A 20,842-nucleotide genomic window follows, 5' to 3' on the forward strand; every position below is an offset into this window, starting at 1 on the left:
GTAGTCGTCTCGTAGGTGGTGCACGATCCGGCCGGCCCCCAGCGCCTCACTGGCGGTGACCAGGATCGATCACGTTCCACTCTACGAGGGGAGACCGACAGACCCGTCCCGTTCGCCGGATCCGACCGCATCACTTACCAGGGCGGCGACCCGGGGAGCTCGTACTCCGCCCAGACCGTCCTACCCGGCCCGCGGGGCCGCGTGTGCCAGTTCCAGCGCGCGGCGAGCCCCGCGACGAAGAGCAGCCCCCGGCCGCCGTCCGCGAGCCCGGGTATGGGGAGGGTGCCGGGCCGTGGCGGCACCCGCTCGGCCCGGGTGTCGCTCCCCCTCGACCCGCGCGGTCGGCCGGGGCTCCGCCGTGACACGGAGGCGGAGGTGGAAGTCCCGCCCGGGGACGTGTCCGTGTCGCACGGCGTTCGCCGTCAGCTCGGCCGCGACCACCACGATCGCCTCGTGCGGCCCGGTCACGTTCGGGACTCCCCACTCGTCCAGGCGGAGGGCGACCAGGCGGCGGGCGAGCCGGGCGCCTCTGGGCGTGGAGGTGAACCGCATCGCGAAGACGCGGGCGCCCAAGTACGGCGAGGGAATGCTGGGTTGGGTGGTGCCACCGGGGCTGTCGAGGTTGCTCTCCATGGCCACCACGGTCCTCGTGGTGACGTAGCGTGACCAGTGGTGACGCACTGGCGCGGAGTGCTTGTACGCGCGGTGTCGGCGTCGGTACGAAGGGCACGGTGTGACGGGCGCTCACGGGTGGGCGTTCGTCCGGGGAGGCAGGGTGCGATGACGACGGAGCGGGCGGAGTCCGAGGCCGAGGCAGGCCGCGACGGGGAGGACGCCGAGAGCGGCGGGCGGGCGGCGGACAAGTCCGGTCAGGGCGTGGTCGCGGCGTTCGGGCAGAGCATGAAGACGCTGCGGGTACGCGCGGGGATGGAACGGGAGGAGCTGGGGAAGCGGCTGGGGTACTCGGCATCGAGCATCGCGTCGTTCGAGCAGGGCCGGCGGATTCCGTCACCGAGGGCGATCGACCGGGCGGACGAGGTGGTGGACGCGGGTGGGCTGCTGACGGTGTGGAAGGACCAGGTGGAACGGGCGCAGTACCCGGTGTTCTTCCAGGGGATGGCACAGCTGGAGAAGCAGGCGATGGAGCTGTTGGCTTACGACACCCTGGTGTGCAACGGCCTACTTCAGACAGAGCAGTACATGCGGGCCTTGTTCACCAATCGACGCCCGCTGTTCGACGCGGAGACCATAGAGCAGCGTGTGACCGCTCGTCTGTCCCGTCAGGACATCTTCGACCGTCGACCCGAGCCACTGCTGGGCTTCGTCGTGTGCGAGTGAGTACTACGCAGAGAGTTCGGCGGCCGGGAAGTCTTGCGCGGCCAGGTGGAGCAGCTGCTTCTTGTGGGACAAAGACGGAACGTCGAACTTCAGGTCATGCCGCTGAACACCGTTGACAACTCCGGGGTGGATGGGCCGTTCACCGTCATCACCCGTGAGGACGGCAAGAGATTCGTTTACTCCGAAGCGCAAGGTGCCAGCGCCTTGGAGACTGACCCCAAGCAGGCCGTCCTGGCGGCAGCCCGCTATGGGATCATCCGGTCACAGGCTCACACCCCGCGAGAGTCGCTGGTGTTCATCGAGAAGTTGTTGGGAGAGCTGTGAGCAGCACGGATTCCCTCGCCTGGTTCAAGAGCAGCTACAGCGGCGGAGAAGGCGGCCAGTGCGTTGAGGTCGCGGCGGGCGCGGGAACCGTGCACGTCCGCGACTTCAAGGTCGCTACGGGGTCGGTCCTCCAGGTGTCGCGTGAGGCCTGGACGGAGTTCGTGGGGCTCGCCTCGACGGAGTAGCACATCCGACGGTTGCGCGCGCGAGAGCCCTGCCAGTCCGTGTCGGACGGCAGGGCTCTCGCCTGTACGGGTACGGGGTCAGGCCCCGGACTTCTCAGGGGCCTCCGTGTCACCGGGCTCCCAGCCGGCCTCCCGCATCCGCCGGGTGAACTCAGCGTGCGCGGCCTTCATCTCGTCCTTGCGACTGGCCCGATAGAGGGGCCCGGTGTAGCCGTCGGGAACCTCGTACTCGTTCGGGAACGCCTCGGGCTTGCTCAGCTGCTTCCACGCCTCCTTGGGCTGGCCGTACCCGTGCTGCTGATGTGCCTTGGCGATTCGCCGCCCGTTCGCGTCGAACCACATGTTCTCCTCGTACTGCTGGAGCACGGGGAACCTGGCGTCGTACATGGCGACCAGCTCGTCGGCGCTGATGCCGAGCCAGACGGCGACAAGGGCGTCGATCTCCACGAGGGCGGCGCGGCGCGCGAACTCCACGCGGAGGGGGGTGTCGCGGGTCCAGGTGGGGGCGACGCCGTCGGTGAGCGGGGGTGTGCTCTTGGGCCAGTTGGCGGAGGCGGCCCAGGTTTCCTGCTGCCAGGCCGGGTCGTAAAGCTCTTCCCACAGGGGGGCGTATGCGTTGGTCTGTGCGTTGAGTCGGAGAGTGCGGAGAAGGAGGGCCTGCTCCAGGGGGTGGCCTGGTGTGTGCGCGGGCATGACCTGGGCCTCACCCACCTGGAGGTCACCTCGGCCAGTGGCCCGCAAGAAGTAGTCCAGCGGCAGCGACGCCCAGAAACCGGCCGTCAGTGCAGTATTCCGGGTTGTATCCAGTGCGGCGCTATGCATCATGTGCACATGAGCCGCGCCTGGCGGAATCAAAGCAGCGAAGAGGCTCCGCTCCGTGTTGGACGCGATCTGGCGACGCCATGCCACGCGGAAGAACCGCGAGTACGGGCGCGCGGCCCAACTCCTGAGTGTCGCCTCCCGCTCCGCTTCATCGGCGGTGAGGCTTTGCAGGACATCGAGCACCTGCTCGTCGTTCCGGAGCTCGTTAAGCAGTTCTTGATCGGTCCAGGTACGTCGGGCAAGAGCCTCGAAGTAGTCCGTGACCGAGCATGCGGCGGACCGTCGATAGTTCGTACGTGGTACCGCATCCACCACCAAGTCCGAGTGGCCCCAGGCGTCGTAGTCACGCATGCTCTTCGAGCCGCCTTCTGGCGGCTGCTTGTGAAACGGCGTGGCGATATGGATCAGCGGCCCCTGGAGAATGACGCCCTGCCAGCTGTCCACAGGACCTGGAGTCCAGGCGAAGTACCCCGCCGTACGGTCGTTCTTCTCGTGAAACCCAGGGCTGATGCGCGGACCGAACGCAGCTAGTCGACGCGGCCACTTCGCAAGGGCCGAAATTGCCGCTTCTTCTGACCGCGTCACCGGGTACAAAACCTTGGCCTGCTCGACCGGTGGAAGATCTCTTTCGCCCGCCAGCGCACGCCATTCAGCGAGACGCTTCCTCTCCACCGTGACGATCCGCTCCTGGTGCGGCCTCAGGTCCCACTTACCCCTGTCCTTAACGCCTGGCACAGGGCCCTCGCCACCGTGGCGTACGGACTTGACAAGCACGCTGGGGTGCAAGAGCCAGCTCATGTGCTGGAAGTAGATTTCCTGATCCTTGCCGTACACGTTGACACTGAAGTGACTGCTGTTCCCCACAGGATTGGCGAAGATCAGCAGCTCGTTGGTGAAGTCCGCGTGAAAGCGGAGGTGTCGATACGAAGCTGCGCGTAGCGTCCCCTCCTTCGCCCCCGTCAGATGCGTCGACGGATGGATCAGCCCCGCTGTCCCTCGCTCCCCCACCGCCCGCCACACCAGCAGCATGAACGCCCGATACAGATCCGGCTGTGTCCCCGCCAGCTCCGGATACGTGTCCACCGACCCCAGAAACCCGGACATCGCCGCGTGGTCCGCCAGCTCCCCCATGAAGGCCGACCGGACGCCGGGCCACTCCATCACCTCGGCCTTGCGTTCGTCCCACGCCGCATTGCTCGGCTTCTCAGCCAGCTCGAACCACGGCTCGAACTCCGCGAGGACCCCGCTCTCCTTCCACTCCTGCTTGACCCACGGCGGATTCCCCACCATCAGGTCGAACCCGCCCTCCGCGAACACGTGCGCGAAGTCCAGCTCCCAGTGGAAGAACCCCCGCTCCCGCGCGATCCGCTCAGCCGTCTCGTACCAAGGGAACGTGTCGCCGAGATCCAGCGGCGTGGACCACCCCGTCGCCTCGATCATCATCTGATCGAGCTCCAGCTCCTTCGCGTCCAGCTCCTCCAGGTTCCGGACACCGTCGAAGGACAGGAGCGAGGCCTGCCGTCCCTCCTCCGTGTGCGCGTCCACGCGCCCCACGACCGCCTCGGCGAACTCCAGCCAGTCGTTGAGGTCCGAGAGAGCAACCCTGCGACGGCGACTGTCCTTGGGAAGACTCCGCAGGTCCTCGTCACCCGACCGGTAGTGGAAGTCGTCCGAGCCGTCCAGCAGCCCGACCTCCTCCAGCGGCCAGAACCAGAGCGCGCACCAGGCATCCATCACCTGCTTGAGCCGCCAGTACGGCGTGCCCGTCCGGTGCAGAGCCTTCAGGACCGCGTCGCGGTCCGTCGGCGTACGACCGTCACCCGCCGGAGCCGGCGCGCCCCAGACGTCCACGTGCCGGGAGATCTCCTGTTCGGACAGCGTCAGCCGCATGACGACCAGGTCCCACAGGAACTCGACGCGTCGCGCGAGCCGGATGAGCCGGCCCGTCTGGGTCTTCTCGCCGGGCTCCCCGTCCTCGTCCGTGTCGCGCGCGCTCACGGTCTGGACAGGCGCCGCAAGCACCGGCTGCTCCCAGAGCCCCAGGTCCAGGTCCAGCGCTCCCTGCTCCGGGGCTGCCGCCAGGACCGTCCGCTTCTTCGGCGCGCCCGGCTCCCGCTTCTTCGGGTCGCCCTTCGGGTTGCGCCGCATCGCCGAGCGCCACTTCCGCATCGCCTCGACGAGCTCCGGCTCCAGCCAATCGACCACATCGCCGTCGACAACAGCCTTGACGGTCTCCTCAGGCGTGCCCTTGCTCAGCGTCCGTACAGACACTTTCTCGCCGATGGAGCCCCACCCCATGGCAGGCAGCAGGAACTGGTGCACCTCCCGGGCCTTCAACTTCTCGCCCAGCGGCACGTGCCTCGGCTTCTGCGGGGCCTTCGACGTCAGCCAGCCGCCGTCCCTCAGGCTGTTGCCCGGGTAGACCTTGCGCACCGCGCCGATGAGCGAGTTGCCCCGGTGCAGGTGGAGCCCGTACCAAGGCGCCTTCATTCCCCGGTACATGGTGTTCAGCCACAGCGAGATCTCGGCCAGTTCGACGGCGGTTTCGTTGAGGTCGACGCCGTACGCGTTGTGCAGGGCGATGTACGCCTTGGCCTTCTGCAGTTCGGCCTGGTAATCCTCGGGGTCGATCTCCACGCCCCGCTCCCGCTGCGCGAGCCGCAGGTACAGCTCCGCGAGCTGGTTGACGGCCTCGTTGAGGAACGCGCCGGAGCCGAGGGCCGGTTCGCAGACCCGCCACCGGAGGACGTCGGCGGCGTTGACCCACGCCTTCTCCGGCTCCTTCGGGTCGACCGCGCCCTTCTCGTCGAGGCGGAAGCGCAGGGTCTGCTCGACCGTGGCCTGGGTGAGGGACTCGGGGGTGTAGTAGGAGGCGCTGGTCTGGCGGTCCCGGCCTGCGAGGCGGTAGACGTACGAGCCGACCTTGTGCGGGATAGCCACCCGCTCGTTGGTCTCCGGGTTGACGTCCGTCTTGACGAAGACACTGTCCTCGGGGCCGTCCGGGTAGCGCTTGGAGGCCACCTGGTCCGGGCGGATCAGCCAGGAACCACCGCTGGGGTTGCCGCCCTTGGCGACCTCGTACAGCGGCTTTTCGGCGATGAAGCCGGTGTACGACATCAGGCCCTCGTACACGGCGCCGAGGTGGTTGATGCTGAGGTTGGCGTACGAGATGAAGCCGCCCCGGCCGGTGCGCCCGGTGCCCTCGGCGACGGTCAGGTGGCGCAGCACCTGGTGCAGGACCTTGTTGCGGAGCCGCAGGTCGAGGCGGCGGGCTCCGTCCCGGGCCGTGCCGTCGGGGTCGAGGTCGTCGGGGTGGACGATCACCTGGTCGACGAGCCTTATCGACGTCGGGTCGAAGAGGCGGGAGCGGAGGGCCTCGATGCGGATGCCCTCGTAGCCGTCGTCCTCGGTCAGGTCCGCGACGTCGGCATCGGCCCCGGAGTCGGGGCCGTAGGCCGGCAGGGGGTCGCGCGAGGTGACCGTGTCGGCGACCGGGTGGCCCGTGAAGACCTTCTCGAAGAGCAGGGCCAGGGAGTCGTGGAAGTGGTGGCGGCCGCGGGAGGCGCTGGACAGCTTCTCCTGGACGACGAGCTCGCGGAGGCGGGCCACGCTGTAGCCGGAGGCGTACTCCTCGCTCTTCATCGGGAGGATGTCGAGTTCGGGGCGGGCCTCGGCGTACAGCAGGAAGAGGATGCGGTACAGGTAGCGCAGCGATTCCTTGGTGAGGACGCGCTGGAGCGAACCGGGCTCGGCGAGGGTGTCGGGGAGCCACGCGGGGAGGTCGCCGGGGGTGACGTCCTTCTTGCCGGCGAGTTCCAGGACCTCGTTGGCGATCAGATGGACGGATTCCTTCAGGCCTTCGCGCAGGGCATCGGTCACGCCCACGGAGTGGTCGCGGGACTCCGCGACCAGGCGGGAGATGTCGTCGTCTCCGCCGTCCTCGGCGGGGCGGAACGCCTGGGCGCCGAAGAGGGCGGCGATCACGTCGATCTCGCCGGCCGTCGCGCCCTTCGTCCCCTTGCGGGGCAGTGCCACTTCCAGGCTGACGGCGAGGTACCGGCCGCGCGCGTAGTTTTCGCGGTCGGCGAGGACCATGACCCCGCCGAAGAGGAGCAGCGCGTACCGGGGGGCGTCGTCGGCCGCGAGCAGCCAGGCCGCGAGGTCCGTGACCGTGGTCAGGGTTCGGCCGGAGGCGACACGGACGGGGGCGGACAGCACGTTCGCCGGGCCGTCGCCGCGGGTGGCGGCGATGTCGTCGGCGAAGCCACCGGTCAGGACGGCGATGCCGGGCTCGTGGTGGGCGACGGGCACGGCGATCGGCCCGGCGGCTCCATGGACGGTGAGGTGCCCGGGGGCCGAGGCGAAGCCGAGGGCCTTGAGGACGTGCGTGTGCCAGGTGGCCAGGGCTCCACGCCAGTCACCCTCGGGGCCGTCTCCGTACCCGCGGGGTCCGGGCTCGGGCTGGAAGGCGGGCGGCTCGTCCGTACCGCTGTGCGCCTTCAGTTCCTCGGCGGCCCGCTGCTGGGCCGCCTGGGCCTCCGCATCGGGCAGGACGTTGAACTTCTCCGCCTCGCCGCCCACCGTGAGCCGTACGTCGAAGTAGCGGCCCGTGAGATCGCGGAGACCCTGCCGGGGCGTGGGGCGGCCGTGCCGCTCCTCGGCCGCCCACTCCTTCAGGCGGCCGGTCTTCAGCTGCTTGGGCAGGATCGTGTCCAAGTAGAAGGGCGGAAAGTACTCGCCCTCGTTGATCAGCGCGTCGAACTTCACGCGTGGCGCTCCTGCCGGATGACGTGACGGGTGGGACGGGTGGGACCGAGGTCGTGGGTCGCGCGGGGCGCGGCGGAGGCGGTCACGCGCTCGGCTCCAGGACGGCCAGGATGCGTACCATCGGGTCCTCGCCGGCGGTACGGAGGCGGGTCGAGGCCTTCTCCAGGTTCTCGGCGGCCCGCTCGCGCGCCCCTCGGCCGCCGCTGAAGCCCGGGAGCGGCTCTGCCCGCCAGAGGCCGACGCGTTCCTCGTACTCGCGCAGCGGCTGGTCGACGAGCTCCTCCGCCCTGCCCCGCCGGTCCGCCATCGCGCTGCGGGTCGCGGCGACGGCCTCTGCCACGTGCTGCTGGAGCGCGGCCGGGTCGCCCTGGGCGAAGTGGTCGGGCATGTCCGGGCGCAGCCCGAGCTCGGCGAGGAGCTCACGGGTCAACTCCCGTACCCGAGGGCCCTCGCCCGTCCGGCCGAGCCGGTCGACGGCGAGGTACGCCACCACGGTCGGGCGGCCGTCCTGGTTCGACCAGACTCCCTGGGTGAGGAACACCGGTTCCGGCACGCGGGTGCGGTCCACCTGGAGCACCGGCGCCTGCTGGCGGCCGAGCTGGACGAGGACCTTGTCGGTGATCCATTCCAGGACAGGGTGGAGCTCGCCGACGTAGTGGGCGTCCGGCCACAGGGAGGGCGAGTCGGCGTCCTCGCGGGCCCGCTTCAGCGAGTCGGCAGCGTCCTCCCGGCTGAAGGTGAGCTTCATCCGGCGGGTGATGCCGTGGTCACGCAGATATCCCGGGGGCAGGACGTCGAGCCGGTCGCCGAGGTCCTCGGGGGTGTCGAAGCTGAGGTCGGTGCCGTCCACGGTGGTGTCCAGACGGAACGACTCCAGGTCGGCCAGTTCCTCCAGGCCGGTCAGGACGTAGTCGCGACGGTCGGTGAAGAGGCGGAGCTCTTCGACGAAGCGAAGGGGGGTGGCAGCGCCCTTGGCACTCGCGCTGCCGCCGTCCGGGGTCGCTTCCTCGGCCGCCGGCTCCTGGCCGGACAGATCGTCGGAGGCGTCGGTGTCGAAGTCGAAGCCGACCTCTTCGGTGAAGTCCGTGTCGAAGTCGAAGCCGAAACCGGAGTCGCCGAATCCGAAGTCGCCGTACGGGTCTCCGCTCGCGCCGAACTCCGCGTTCAGCCGCTGGGCGAGCGGCAGGTCCGCCGGGGCCGTCTCCGCGTCCTCGGACAGGGGTACGGCCTCCAGGTCGGCCACGGCCTGCTGCGGTGCCGCCCCCTTGAACAGCGCCTCCATGACGCGCCGCTCCTCCAGCGTGCCGTCGTTCTCCTTGGTCGCCGCCTCCACCGCACCGAGGATCGCGTGCACCTTCTCCTCGCGGGCGAGGACCTTCTCGGCGATGTCCGTGTCGTCGAGGGCCCCCTCGACGGCCGATTCGAGGATCATCGCGCGGAACTCGGGCCGCTCGGCCTGCCCGTACCGGTCGATGCGGCCGTTGCGTTGCTCGACCCTGATCAGGCTCCACGGCAGGTCCCAGTGGATCAGGTGGTGGCACTGGCGGTGCAGGTTGACACCCTCGGACGCGCCGTCGCCGGAGAGCAGCAGGCGCACGTCTCCGCCGGCGCGGGCGAACTCGTCCACGTACTCCATCTGTACGCGGTCCGAGACGCCAGTGCTGTGCAGGACCTTGACCGCTGCCCTGGCATCGTCCAGGTCCGTCCACCCGAGCAGCGGCGGGAGGACCTTGCCGAGCCAGTCGAGGGTCTCGCGGCGCTCGGAGAAGACGACCGCACGGGTGGGGCTGCCCGCCTTGACGCCGATGTCGAGCAGCTCGTCGACGAGGGCCGCCAGCTTGGAGGCGGCACCCGGCTCGCGGCCGTCGGCGGTCGTCCGCTCGATCGCACGCGCGAACTCCAAGAGGCGCAACAGCGAGGCTCCCTCGGGCGTCCGCGCCTCGACGCCGGACGGCGACTCGTCGATGATCCGGTGCTTGTCGGGGAGTGCGTGCCCGGTCTTGGTGAGGCGTTCGCGAGCCGTGGCGAACAGGGCCCGGTGGGAGGAGAGGAACGACTTCAGGAGGACGTAGGGGAAGAGGTGGTCCTCGGTGCCCCCGGAGGCCCCTGCCTTGCCCAGGCCGCCCGCCGGCGTCGCACCGCCGGTCGGCCGCTTCAGCCAGTGGTCGGCGAGCTCCTGGAAGACCTTCTCCTCCAGTCTGCTCGCCTGGCGGCGGACCGGCCGGGAGTCTCCGCGCGGCGCCCAGTCCTTCAGCTGGCCGGCGACCTCGTCGCTGACCTTGGTACGGCGCACCATCAGGTGCTCCAGCTCCGCGGCCTTCGGGTCGCGCGGGTCCTTGACCGCCATGGGATCGAGGAGACGGATCAGTCCGGTGAAGGCCGGCATGTCGCCGTTGTGCGGGGTGGCGCTGGCCAGGATCAGGGCGTCGGTGCGCTCGGCAAGCAGATCGGCGAGGGCACGGCGGTCGCTGCCCTGGTTGATGAGGTTGTGGGACTCGTCGATGACGACCGCGTCCCAGTGGATGTGCTCCAGCCAGGGACGGTAGCGACGGGGGTTCTTCAGTGTGTCCATCGAGATGATCACGCGCTTGTAGTAGGTGAACGGATTGCGCCCCGCCGGGATCCTCCGCTCGATCCGGGCGATGCCCGCGCTGTCCAGACGTACCAGCGGCAGGGAGAAGCGCGTCCACATCTCGTGCTGGAACTGCTCCAGGACCGGCGCGGGAGTGACGACGAGAATGCGCTCGCCGCGGCCACGCCGGATCAGCTCGCCAAGCAGGACCCCGATCTCCAGGGTCTTGCCCAGACCCACCACGTCACCGATCAGCAGCCGCGGCCGCAGCGGATTGGCGAGCGCCTTCGCGGCGGGCCGCAGCTGGTAGTCCATGCGGTCCAGGAGGAAGCCGTCGCTCAGGGACAGGCGGCGCTCCGTCTGGGGCAGCGGGGTCTTGCGCAGCACCGCTTCCAGGAAGAGGCGGCTGCGCCGGAAGTGCGGCGACCCGTCGGCGACGAGCTTCGTGTCCTCCGGGCGCAGCACCCGGGGGCGGTCCATCGTGGGCGCGAGGAACCGGGCCTCGTGCCCACGGACCAGATCCGAGGCGCCGACCGCCTCGATCAGGTACTCCCCCATCCGCACCTGACGGCTGCTGCGGACCATCCACTCCTCGTCCCGCACCTCGATGACCGTGCCCGCGGGAGGAGGCCCCTCGGGTGCCGGCGTGACCTGGGCGTCGGTGCGGGCCTCGGGGGTGCCGGGCACTGCGTCGGGCATCAGGGGTGGTCCTGCCTCTCGGATCGGGGTCTCTGCAAGGGTAGGCGCCCCGCCGGGGCCCGGGAGCAGGTCCGTCATACCGGTCAGGCCGGCGCGGACGCCCGACCCTCGTGAGGTACGGGCGGATCTACAGGGTTCCGCGGCGCGCGTACGCCTCGCGCAGCTCTGCTGCGACCGCCGAGGCCGCGCGGGGCAGGGCCCGCGAAGTGGACGGCGGGTGTTCCCCCGCCGGGCGCGGGGACGGAAGGGGATGACCGGTGGGAAGCGGTGCCGTCCCAGGGGTCTGCCCATGCGGCGGCGCAACGCCTGCGGGCGGCTCACCGGGGGCCGGTGCGGGATCGATGAGCGTGGGTGTGTAGCCCTCGGGCACGACAGCCTGTTCCTCTTGGTCCGCGGCGTCGGCCTCGGCTGCCCACTCGATCTCGTCGGTGTCGACGAGCCCGTAGAACCCCGGGTCGACGTCGGGCAGATCCACCAGCCCGTCTCCCGCCCACGGAGCGTCCGGGGCCGCGCCGGCGTCGACCGCCTTCTGGGCGAGGTCCTGGACCATCGGATCGGCGTGATCGGCAAGTGCCTCGGGAGGTAGCTCCGGGGTGAGTCCCGCGGCCTCGACGAGGGTGCCGAGCTGCTTCGCGGCGTGCTCCGGAGTGAGCCCGAGCTGAACAAGGACGGCCCGCAGCCCCATGTCCACGCTGTCGAGGTCGGGCCGATGTCCCGCGCCCGGAACGAGGATCTGGCCGAGCAGAGGGAGGAAGGCGGCATCGACGCCGTTCCAGTCGGGCGGCGTGAGCATCGGTTGGGCAAGGTAGGGCGGCCGCCCCGTCAGCGCGAAGAACAGCACGGCGCCGAGTGCGTACACATCCGCAGGCTCCTTGACGCTCTGGAAATCGTGAAGCTGCTCGTACGAGGCGTATGGCCATGACCCCCAAGCCTCGCCCGGTTTGGTGAGGGCCTGGCTGGTCCGGCGTTCGGCGAGGACCGCTAGCCCGAAGTCCAGGACCACCGGACCATCCGGGCCCAGGACCACGTTCTCCGGCTTGAGGTCCCGGTGGAGCAGTTTCACCCCGTGGATCGCACGCAGGGCGTCCACCAGAGCGAGTCCGAGCGCGGCGCAGGGGCCGACGGCGAGGGGACCGGCCCTCGTCACCAGGGTGTGCAGGTTGGGCCCGGCGATGTAGTCCATGGCGAACCACGGCTGGAGAGACTGGGGCGGAGCCGCCGCGATCAGTGCCGGAACCCTGTCGCTGACGACGGCGCGTACGGCGTCGATCTCGCGGTCGAAGCGATCCAGCGCCTGCGGCTGGCCGTTCAGCAGCCCGGGCTGGATCATCTTGACGACCACGAGCCGGTCCTCGGCCGAGTCCACGCTCCCGTCGGACTCGGTCATGCGGTATATCGCGGCCAGCTCGTCGCCGAGGCCCTCCAGGGGGAGTGCCCGTGCCAGGTAGGCGACGCCCATGCCGCCCTCCCCGAGCCGTGCGAGCAGCTCGAAGGGCCCCACCACACGCTGCTCAGCATCGATGTCCAAGGGTTTCATCGGCGCTCTCGTACCCCCACGCGATCGTCGCGGCCCCAGCCCCGGCCGCACGGCTGTCGATCAGTCTAGGGGCGGCCGCCTCAGCGCACTCCGCGGATGCCCGCAGACGCCGCTCCGCCGCCGGGCAAGGTGACGGAAAAGCGCTCCCGGCCGCCGTCGACGGGCCGAACCTGTCCTAAAGTCGCGGCACGCGATCACGGCGATCGTCTGTCACTCGGAGAGGGGCCGCATGCGGGCCTGGGTCGTACGCGCGGGGGAGAACGGCGAGCGGGAGCAGGCCGCCCTGGAAGAGGGGATCCTGATCGCCGGATGGTGGGAGCTGGGGGACTTGACCGGCACCACCGCACGGGACGACATCAAGGCGGCCGTGGCCGCCGCCTACCCCGACGAGGGCCCCTACACGGTCGGGAACTGGACCGGACAGCTGTTCCGTTTCGTCCACGAGATACAGCCCGGAGACCTCGTCGTCCTCCCCCTCAAGTCGCTGCTCGTGGCAGTCGGCCGGGTATCGGGGGGATACGAGCACCGCCCCCACGCCGTCGACGGAATCCGTCATGTCCGGCGGGTCGAATGGGTCCTCAAGGACATCGATCGGCAGGTGATCCAGTCCGACCTCCTGGACAGCATGGGGTCCTTGCTCACGGTCTTCGAACTCAGCAGGTTCGGGGCGGCCGAACGCATCGCCGCCCTCGCCGAGGGTAAAGCGGACCCCGGCCGTCCTGACGCCGACGAGTTCGCCGCCACCCTCACCGAGCCGGCGAAGCTCTTCGAGGAGGTGCGTCGACGGAGCGCCGCCGAGCCGCTCACCCTGTCGATCCGGGACTTCCTCGCCGTCTGGGGAGTGCAGCGCCGCTACCCGGCGGTGGTCGAGCAGGTCCAGAGCGACCTGGACGCCCGCGGGCTCGTCACCGTTCCACCCTTTACGGAAGGCAGCCTCGAGAGCCAGATCGCGGTTCTGGCGGGCGGCGCCGAGCCGGACGAGGCAGGGACGAGTGCCGTCACCCGACTTACCGGCACGACCAGCCTTTCGGCCGTGGTCCAGAGTGCGGCGGACGCCGCCGGGCACCTGTCTGACGAGGATGCCCGGGCGCGGACCGTCGCGTACCGGGTGAGCAACCTCGATTCGGCCAATCGCATGCCCGAGTCCGTACGAGTCGGGGACAGCCTCGGTACCGCGATGACGCTCATGGTGCTCCGCGACTACAGTCAGCTGCCCGTACTCGACGTGGACGGACGGCTGCGCGGAGTGGTCAGCTGGGAGTCCATCGGGCGCGCCCGCATGGCTGATCCCCGGGCCGATCTCGCGGCCGCGACGGTCCGGGCTCAGGAAGCCGACCGGTCCGATGACCTGCTCGACTGGATCGTGACCATCCAGAAGTCCGGCTACGTCCTCGTACGCGATCACGACCACAAGGTGTGCGGTCTGATCACCGACTCCGACCTGACGGTCCAGTTCGGCATCCGCGTGCGCCCCTTCGTCCTCGTGGAGGAGATCGAGCAGCGCCTGCGCCGAATCGTCGACCGCAGCATTCCGATCGACCGCATTCGGGCCGCCGTGCCCAGGCACCGCGCCTCCCGCGTGAACTCCGCCGCCAACCTGACGTTCGGTGCGTACGGACACCTGTTCAAGGTGGCCGAAAACTGGTCCGCGCTGGGTTGGGGCATCGACCAGCAGCATTTCCTCTCCGCTCTGGAGGAGTGCCGGAACTTCCGCAACAGCCTGATGCACTTCAGCCCTGACCCTGTCACGGATGACCAACTGCGCCCGGCTCAGGGTCTTCTTGAGCTGCTGCGCTCCATGGATCCGCAGGGCTGACGGCGAAGACGGCGCGGGCTCAGCGACCGGTGTAAAGGAAGTGCAGATAGCGCCGGTACGACAGCCCGCGTCGCCGGAGCTTGGCCTCCCCCACCGCGGCGCTCAATGTTCCGTGGAGATCGCTGTTCTGCTGGACGGCGACTGTACGGCGACTGAACTCCTGCCGCTGTTGCCGGGCCCGGTCGCCTGCCGCGGTGTTCTCCCTTGCCAGCCGCGCCTGGCTGTTCTCCAGCCGCTTCCGTGCCTGTTCGCGCATGGCATCTGCTTCTGACTCCACGGCCTTGCGCTGAACGGTGAGCTGCTCCCGACGACGGGCATTGCCCTGCTCGATCGACCTTCTCTCCCCGGCGTCGAGGGCGGCGGGCTGTCTGGCGACGGCCGACGCGAGCACGTGCTTCCGCCATTCGTCGAGGGTCCTGGCCTTGGCTTCACCGATACCCGGGACATGGATCAAGCGGCCGCCACTCAGCACAATGACGGCGCTCGTGTTGTTGTAGGCGCTGTTCTGCACGGCACGGTATCCCGTGAAGTCGGCTGCGGTCGTGACGCCCATCGCGGCAAGACGGGCGACGAGCTTCGGCCCGATGCCGTGCGGTGGGGATTTCGCGATCAACCGGCGGCCGAGCTGGTCCCGGACGAACGCGGACTGCTTGTCGGCGAGCGCCTTGGTCAAGGCGGTCCGGAGTTCTTCCGCGAGTCCGTCGATCTTCTTGTCGATGTCGCGCTGTTTGCGGATATTGCGTTTCTCGGCCTCCTTGAGCTCGCCGTGGTATTGAGCAGTGAGCTTGTCCTGAGCCCGTGGATAGGCGGCATTCCGGTCGGCCTGCGCCGCGTCGAACTTCGCCTGGTCCTTGCGCAGCTTCTCTGCTGCCTTCACTGGGTTCTCGAGTCGGTTCAACTCGTTCGTCAGGGTGGCCAGGGCCTCCCGTGACTGTGCCCGCTCCACACGACGGCTCCGGGCGAATGCGGTGGCGACAGCGGCGAGGACGAGGGGAGCAGCAGCAACGATGGCGGGTGCCACGCCCGCGATAAGTGGCGTCGGGAATCCTAGGACGACCAGTAGCACGGCCGCAGCCAGCGCCAGCGGCCAGAGCACGGCCGCGACGACATCGAGCAACGTCCCGGAACGGAAACGGTCCGGAGACGTGATGGGCGCAACCAGCGGTGGCGTGGCCTGCCGGGAGACGTGTCCCGCCATCCAACCAGGGAGTCCGCTCGCACCGGGAGCGGCCGTGGGGGTGGGCGACGCCGGAGTCATTGACGCAGGGGAGACCCGCTGCTTGGGGAGGACTGCCTGCGCCAGCGGCGGCAACAGGTCCAGCGGCTGGAAGGCCAGGGATCTCACCTGGTCTGCGAGACCACTCACCGTCCGGTCCTGATGGGCGAGGAGTGTCCGCAGCCCCGTGGAGCCTGCCGGACTCTTGAAGTCGTCCTCGGTGAGAAGAAGAGACTCGCCCTGCGGTTCATGGAGCCGGTTCCACAATGCGGGATCGGCGGCGACCGCCTTGAGCGACAGGAAGATGACCCACGTCGAGAACCGGTCCAGCATCGCCCCGAAGTCGTCGTTCCCGCGCATCGGCGACTGGTAGTTGCGGTGGCCGCGCTCGGTTCCCCCCAAGCCGGCCAGCCCCGGCACGTACATGCCGTCATAGTCGACCAGGCGGAACGTGTCGTCGCTCGCGACAAGCAGATTGCCGTGCTGGAGATCACCGTGGGCGATCTCGTGGGCCGACAGGTCGCGGGTCAATGCCTCAAACCGGTCGGCCAGACGAGTGACGGCGAAGCTGTCCATGTAGTTGTCGTCGAGCCAGGAAGACAGGGTGACGGCGTCTATCCACTCCATCTTCAGGACCGGATAACGATCCTGGCCGACGCTGATCGCATCGGGCAGGTACTCGAATCCGAGTTTCCACGGTTGGGAGAGTTCGGCCGGGTCCAGCTGCGCGAGTCGAGCGCTGATGGCCTGGTAGCGACGCTCCTGGTCGGGAACATGGCGAGTGAAGCACTTGACCGCGTACCGCTGCCCGGAAGTGGCAGAGGTCAGCGAGAAAACGCTGGCGAAGGCTCCCGAGATGGCGCGAGGCAGACCTAGCTTGGTCAGCTCGGGTCTGGCACCCTTGAGTTCTGGATGCCGGAAACAGAGATGCGTGTGCTGCAGCGCCTCTGCATAGGCGGCACCGCTGGGAAACTGCGGAACAGTGTTCGAGCTCACGTTCACCGCCCTTCGAAGTCGACCCGCACGATCGCCACATCGTCGTTGCGCAACTGCCGCGACTCCCGAAGACCGTCCAGCCACTCCGCAAACGCGCTCAGGTCGTCGGGTCCGGAGAATTCCAACAACTGACGTACGGCTATGTCACGGTCGGACGTCGCCAGGAACCACGCAGCCAACGCGTCCGTCATCAGGAACAGCCGGTCACCGGGCCGGGACCAGCCTTCGGTGAACCGAGTACGGCGCGCCAGCAGCCCCACATCACGGTTACGGCTGCCGAAGAGGTCAGGGACCGTGCCGAACTCCTCGGCGGCCGTCACCGGGAACGCCTCCACGAGCCGGTCGTCACGCAAGTGGAACAGACAGCTGTCCCCCAGAGCGGCGGCACGCCACTGCCATGCCGGCTCGGCCACCTCGATGTCAGTACCTGCTTCACTACTGGGGACCGGGTCGATTCGCAGAGTGAGCAGTGTCGCGTAGGCGCCTTCGGCAAGCTTGGTGTTCTCATACCACTTCAATGGGCGCCCTTCCGCAACTCGCGCCTGCGTGTACTGCGCGAGCCAGGGGTCCCACTGAGCCACGGCCGACGAAGCGAATTCCTCGAAGGCGGCCCCGCCGGCCAGCACGTCCGGCTGCTCCATGGCACGTTCGACTGCCACGCGCGAAAGCAGCCGAGCCCAGTCCTTGGCCAGAGCGCTCTCCGTCGCCCCGTCACAGATTGCCGCGGTAAGCGGTTCCCGCAGCATGTCGTCGTGTGACCGGCTCGGCAGCACGGCGACGGCGTCCTCGCATTCCGCCGCCGTGCTGCCGGCTTTGGAGACTACGAGATGTGTGACGTACACGCAGGAGGGTGGACGCGTCACCGAAGTTCGGTGGCGCGGGTGCCGATGTCGAGGAACTGGACGACCGTGGTGATGTCCGCGTTGTAGACGAAGCCGCGGGTGGTCTCGCTGACCCTTTGCCCCTGAGAGGCGGCGTACGAACGCATGTGGCTGGGCAGGGGGCTCGACATGGAGAAGAGGGTGCGGGCGTAACTGTCGGGAAGACCATCGGCGGTGTCAGGGAATGCAGTCGGTGATCCGCCCGAGGCGGAGACGTGCAGATTGAACAGGAGCGCCGCACCATCCGCCGTGGCATGGGAAGTGATGGCGTCGGCGGCTGCTGTGGGGTCGCCGTCGGTCGACTCACCGTCCGTCAGATTGATAACGATCGGAGGGAAGCCGGCCGGATAGCGCTCGGTCCAGCCGGAGACGAGGCTCTCCGCGTACTGCAGAGCGCGGTTCATCGGGGTTCCGCCGTGGGCGACCGGGTCCATCCACAGGGGGAAGTTGACGGTGGTCTCCACCAGACCTCCGGCTCCGTCGGGCACCTTCTTGCTGCGCTCGTCAACGCGGGCGGGATGGTCCGCCACCTCACTGAGGGGAACGATGTCCCGGCCGGCGAGCGAGCCTGCGAACGCCGAGCCGACGGTGGCCCCGTAGCCGATGACAGCGACATGGAAGTAGTCACGCACCCCCTCCTCCTTCGCGCACTTGACCGAGAGCTCAGTGAGGAGTCGGTTGATGGCGTCGGCGACGACGTCAGCCTTCTGCTGCGGGACTTCACCGCCGATCGGATCGCTCATGGAAGTCGACTGATCGACGAGGAAGATGATGCTCGTCGGGTTGCTGCGGCTGATCTCGGCCGTGTACGGCACGTTGCGCTCCTGGCGAACTGCGAAAGAGGTCGGTCGTCAGAGGAGCTCACACGACATGCTGGCGTTCCGGACGCCGGCGCGCACATCAGGACCCCGAGTCCCCCCGCCTCCATCGTAGTTCGAGCCGTTCGGCGTGTGGGCGCACATGGCGAAAGTGGCCTCTCCGAGGCCTTCGCACTGCGTCGCCCCGGAGTCAGCCCGGCGCCAATTCCTCACACGGCGCACCCGCTCGTTCGTGGGGGCATCACCGAGGTGGAGTGGTTCATGCATCCAGGTGCTTACGCAGCCTTTTCGTCAGGTGATCAGATTTGTCCAGGAGTTCAATCAGCTCCTTGGTCAGCACGTCCAGGCGATCGTCGGGCTGGCCCCAGCCTCGCTCCCGATCGACATCCGCTGCGCCGACGTACCGTCCGGGTGCGAGGATGTGCTGGTTCTCCCGGATTTCCTCGAGCGTTGCGGTCTGACAGAAGCCCGGCACATCCTTGTACTCCTGCTCACGGCGACCGGTACCGCGCCAGGCGCGGTAGGCACCGGCAATCTCGGACAACTCCCCAGCCGTCAGCAGACGATGTGACCGCCCGGTCAACTCACCCATGGCACGTGCATCGATGAACAGCGTCTGGCCCCGTCGATCAGTCAGCCCACGCGAGCCCTGCGACGACTTGTCCTTTGTCAGAAACCAAACGCAGGCCGGGATCGAGGTGGAGTTGAACAGCTGGGCAGGTAGCGCCACGATGCACGCGATCAAATCGTCCTCCACCATCGCCGTGCGGATCTCGCCCTCGCCCCTCTGCTTCGACGACACCGAACCGTTCGCCAGCACGACGCCTGCACTGCCACGATCGCTCAGCTTGTCGACTGTGTGTTGCAACCAGGCGAAGTTCGCGTTGGCGGACGGTGGAGTGCCGTACCGCCATCGCGGATCCGAGGTCCGGTTCGCCCAATCCGACATGTTGAAAGGCGGGTTGGCCAGCACGATGTCCGCCTTGAGCGACGGCCACAGGTCCCGGGCGAGCGTGTCGGCGCAGCCCAGCTCCACCGGGAGCTGTCCTTGTATGTCGACGTTCATCCGCCCGAGCCGCCAGCTCTGGACGTTGATCTCCTGCCCGTAGCAGGCCAGATCAGCAGCCGGGTCTCCCCCACGCTCCGCCGCGAACCTTGCCGCCTGCACCAACATCCCGCCAGAACCACAGCATGGGTCGTACACCCGCCCTTGCTGTGGCTGCAACGCCTCGACGAGGAGTCGCGCTACGCTCCTCGGAGTGTGGAAATCTCCGCCCTTCCTCCCTTCAAAGCGGGCGAACTCAGCGAGAAGGTCCTCGTACACTGCGGCGCCCCGGCTGTCTGCGAGGATCGTGAAGAGTTCCGTGATGCGTCGGCGCTCCAGACCCCTGAGGAGTGCACTGGCAGATGGAAACACCTCGGCGAAATCGCGACGGGTGCGCCTTACGGCGTCGATCATCTCATCGAGCACTGCCACAGGATCCTGATCAGGATTCCGGACGCGCTCAGAAGGGGGGTCCCACTGCTTGAATTCCGAGGACACCACATGGAGGTACAGCAACGTCAGAACGATGCTCTTGTATCCCGCCTCGTCCACAGTGCCGCGCAGGATGTCCACGGCCTTCCGCAACAGGTCGATGGCTGCCATCGGCTGCTCGCCGGTTGCCGGGGCGCCCGTCATCTCTCACCATCCGGACGCATGGTCATCTCCGACACGACCAGTTCCTGGAGCGCTCGGCTTTCCCTGAGCGCGGCAAGGATCCGATCGTGGAGTGGGGCTGCGATACGGGCGAATCGCTCCCGTACCTCCGCGGCCGGCCAGAACAAGGGAAACGCCGCGAATTTCTTCCGGCTCATCGCCCGCGCCTGCTCTCCTTGCACTGCGGTGACCAGGTCCCCGCTCCTGGAGCGCAGCTCGTGCAAGAGCCACATCCGGTCCGCCTCATCGTGGGTGCGAATCGCCAGCATGCCACGCCCCGGGACGACGGGGATCGCGGCTGCCACCGTCCTCACTTCACCCGGCCTGGGCGCAACCAGCAGTGTCCCGGGAACGCAAGCGGCCTCCATAGGGGCCCATGTGATCTCCGTTGTTCGCTCCAGGTGAGCTGTCGCGCTGTTCAGTACCTCCCTCGGCGATGCCCATGCGAGGGCTGCCGCGCCCTCGACCGGGTCGGACCGGGGAGCCCCGCCGATCACCCGAGCCACATCGGCGACCACCACACCTGGCCGCCGGGCGCGGCCGCGCTCCTGCGTAAGGCGGCTGAAGTGCGCATCCGCGAGTTCTGTCGCGCAGTCCACGATCCGGCTGTTGAGGGCAAGCTTCCGTTGCGCGAGGTCCATCGTGCGCAGGATCCGCGTACGAAGGAGGCGCGGCGGCAACGAGACAGGAAGCTGCTTGAGATCGCCGAGAGGAAGTGTCGCGTGCTCTGCACCGGCGGAGCCCGCTCGGAGCAAAGCACGAGTTTCCGGTGCGCCGAGCCACCAGCGAATCCACGTGTTGATGCCGTGGTCCAGTCCCGCGGAGGTGAACCGGATGACTGCGACGGATCGGGCTACGTTCCAGCCCTCGTGCCGCGGGGCTACAACTGCCGTATCCCCAATTCTTCCGACCAGCACGACCAGGAGATCGTCCATCCGCAACGCCGTCCGACGGTTCTGCGCATCCACGGTGGGGGAGATCCTTGCGAGATCGCTGTCGTCGACTGCCCCCTCCACAACGTCGCGGGCACGGACCATGGGAACTCCCGCCGGATCATGTCTGCCGGGACTCACAACGCCATAGGTCACCGACTCCACTCCAGGCATGCCAGCCAGCTCTCTGGTGATCCACCTGGCCGACTCGAAGTCTCCCGGTTCTTCCCTCCAGTTCAT

Annotated in this window: 11 protein-coding genes and 2 pseudogenes; 4 read left to right on the forward strand and 9 right to left on the reverse strand. The window is 68.5% G+C overall.

Going from position 1 to position 20,842, the window contains the following annotated elements; translation table 11 throughout:
• Window positions 1–134: 134 nt before the first annotated feature.
• Window positions 135–552, reverse strand: a pseudogene (locus ABT129_RS10610) (ATP-binding protein).
• Between ABT129_RS10610 and ABT129_RS10615 the strand changes: the two are divergent.
• From ABT129_RS10615 to ABT129_RS10625, 3 genes and pseudogenes are all read left to right on the forward strand, one after another.
• Window positions 536–661 (forward strand): hypothetical protein, encoded by a 126-nt coding sequence (locus ABT129_RS10615; RefSeq protein ID WP_351899357.1) that lies wholly within the window; start codon window positions 536–538, stop codon window positions 659–661. The pseudogene ABT129_RS10610 and the gene ABT129_RS10615 overlap by 17 nt on opposite strands.
• Window positions 662–780: 119 nt before the next feature.
• Window positions 781–1,662 (forward strand): annotated as a pseudogene (locus ABT129_RS10620) (helix-turn-helix domain-containing protein).
• Window positions 1,659–1,847, forward strand: coding sequence for a DUF397 domain-containing protein (locus tag ABT129_RS10625; RefSeq protein ID WP_351899221.1), 189 nt, complete (start codon window positions 1,659–1,661; stop codon window positions 1,845–1,847). Before ABT129_RS10620 ends, ABT129_RS10625 begins: the two are co-directional and overlap by 4 nt.
• 78 nt (window positions 1,848–1,925) lie before the next feature.
• Here ABT129_RS10625 and ABT129_RS10630 read toward each other — a convergent pair whose 3' ends face one another.
• The 3 genes from ABT129_RS10630 to ABT129_RS10640 form a co-directional block, all read right to left on the reverse strand.
• Window positions 1,926–7,436 carry an Eco57I restriction-modification methylase domain-containing protein gene (locus ABT129_RS10630; protein WP_351899223.1) on the reverse strand — a complete coding sequence of 1,837 codons (5,511 nt, stop codon included), beginning with the start codon at window positions 7,434–7,436 and terminating at the stop codon, window positions 1,926–1,928.
• Window positions 7,437–7,518: 82 nt separating this feature from the next.
• Complete coding sequence (locus tag ABT129_RS10635) at window positions 7,519–10,707, reverse strand: SNF2-related protein (protein ID WP_351899226.1); 3,189 nt, start codon at window positions 10,705–10,707, stop codon at window positions 7,519–7,521.
• Between the two features lie 127 nt (window positions 10,708–10,834).
• Window positions 10,835–12,235, reverse strand: a complete 1,401-nt coding sequence (locus ABT129_RS10640) for a protein kinase domain-containing protein (protein WP_351899228.1) — start codon at window positions 12,233–12,235, stop codon at window positions 10,835–10,837.
• A 238-nt stretch (window positions 12,236–12,473) separates the two neighbouring features.
• On the opposite strand from ABT129_RS10640, the gene ABT129_RS10645 reads away from it, so the two are divergent.
• Window positions 12,474–14,060, forward strand: coding sequence for a CBS domain-containing anti-phage protein (locus ABT129_RS10645; RefSeq protein WP_351899230.1), 1,587 nt, complete (start codon window positions 12,474–12,476; stop codon window positions 14,058–14,060).
• 19 nt (window positions 14,061–14,079) lie between these two features.
• Here ABT129_RS10645 and ABT129_RS10650 read toward each other — a convergent pair whose 3' ends face one another.
• The 5 genes from ABT129_RS10650 to ABT129_RS10670 form a co-directional block, all read right to left on the reverse strand.
• Window positions 14,080–16,272, reverse strand: a complete 2,193-nt coding sequence (locus tag ABT129_RS10650; protein WP_351899233.1) for a protein kinase family protein — start codon at window positions 16,270–16,272, stop codon at window positions 14,080–14,082.
• A 2-nt stretch (window positions 16,273–16,274) separates the two neighbouring features.
• Window positions 16,275–17,114 carry a hypothetical protein gene (locus tag ABT129_RS10655; protein WP_351899235.1) on the reverse strand — a complete coding sequence of 280 codons (840 nt, stop codon included), beginning with the start codon at window positions 17,112–17,114 and terminating at the stop codon, window positions 16,275–16,277.
• A gap of 17 nt (window positions 17,115–17,131) precedes the next feature.
• Entirely contained in the window at window positions 17,132–17,968 is an 837-nt protein-coding gene (locus ABT129_RS10660; protein ID WP_351899238.1) for a vWA domain-containing protein, read from the reverse strand.
• A 262-nt stretch (window positions 17,969–18,230) separates the two neighbouring features.
• Window positions 18,231–19,619 (reverse strand): N-6 DNA methylase, encoded by a 1,389-nt coding sequence (locus tag ABT129_RS10665; RefSeq protein ID WP_351899240.1) that lies wholly within the window; start codon window positions 19,617–19,619, stop codon window positions 18,231–18,233.
• A 29-nt stretch (window positions 19,620–19,648) separates the two neighbouring features.
• Window positions 19,649–20,842 (reverse strand): restriction endonuclease subunit S domain-containing protein, encoded by a 1,194-nt coding sequence (locus ABT129_RS10670; protein WP_351899241.1) that lies wholly within the window; start codon window positions 20,840–20,842, stop codon window positions 19,649–19,651.

Source organism: Streptomyces sp. NPDC002057, assembly GCF_040296665.1.
In the GTDB taxonomy this organism is placed as follows: Bacteria; Actinomycetota; Actinomycetes; order Streptomycetales; family Streptomycetaceae; genus Streptomyces.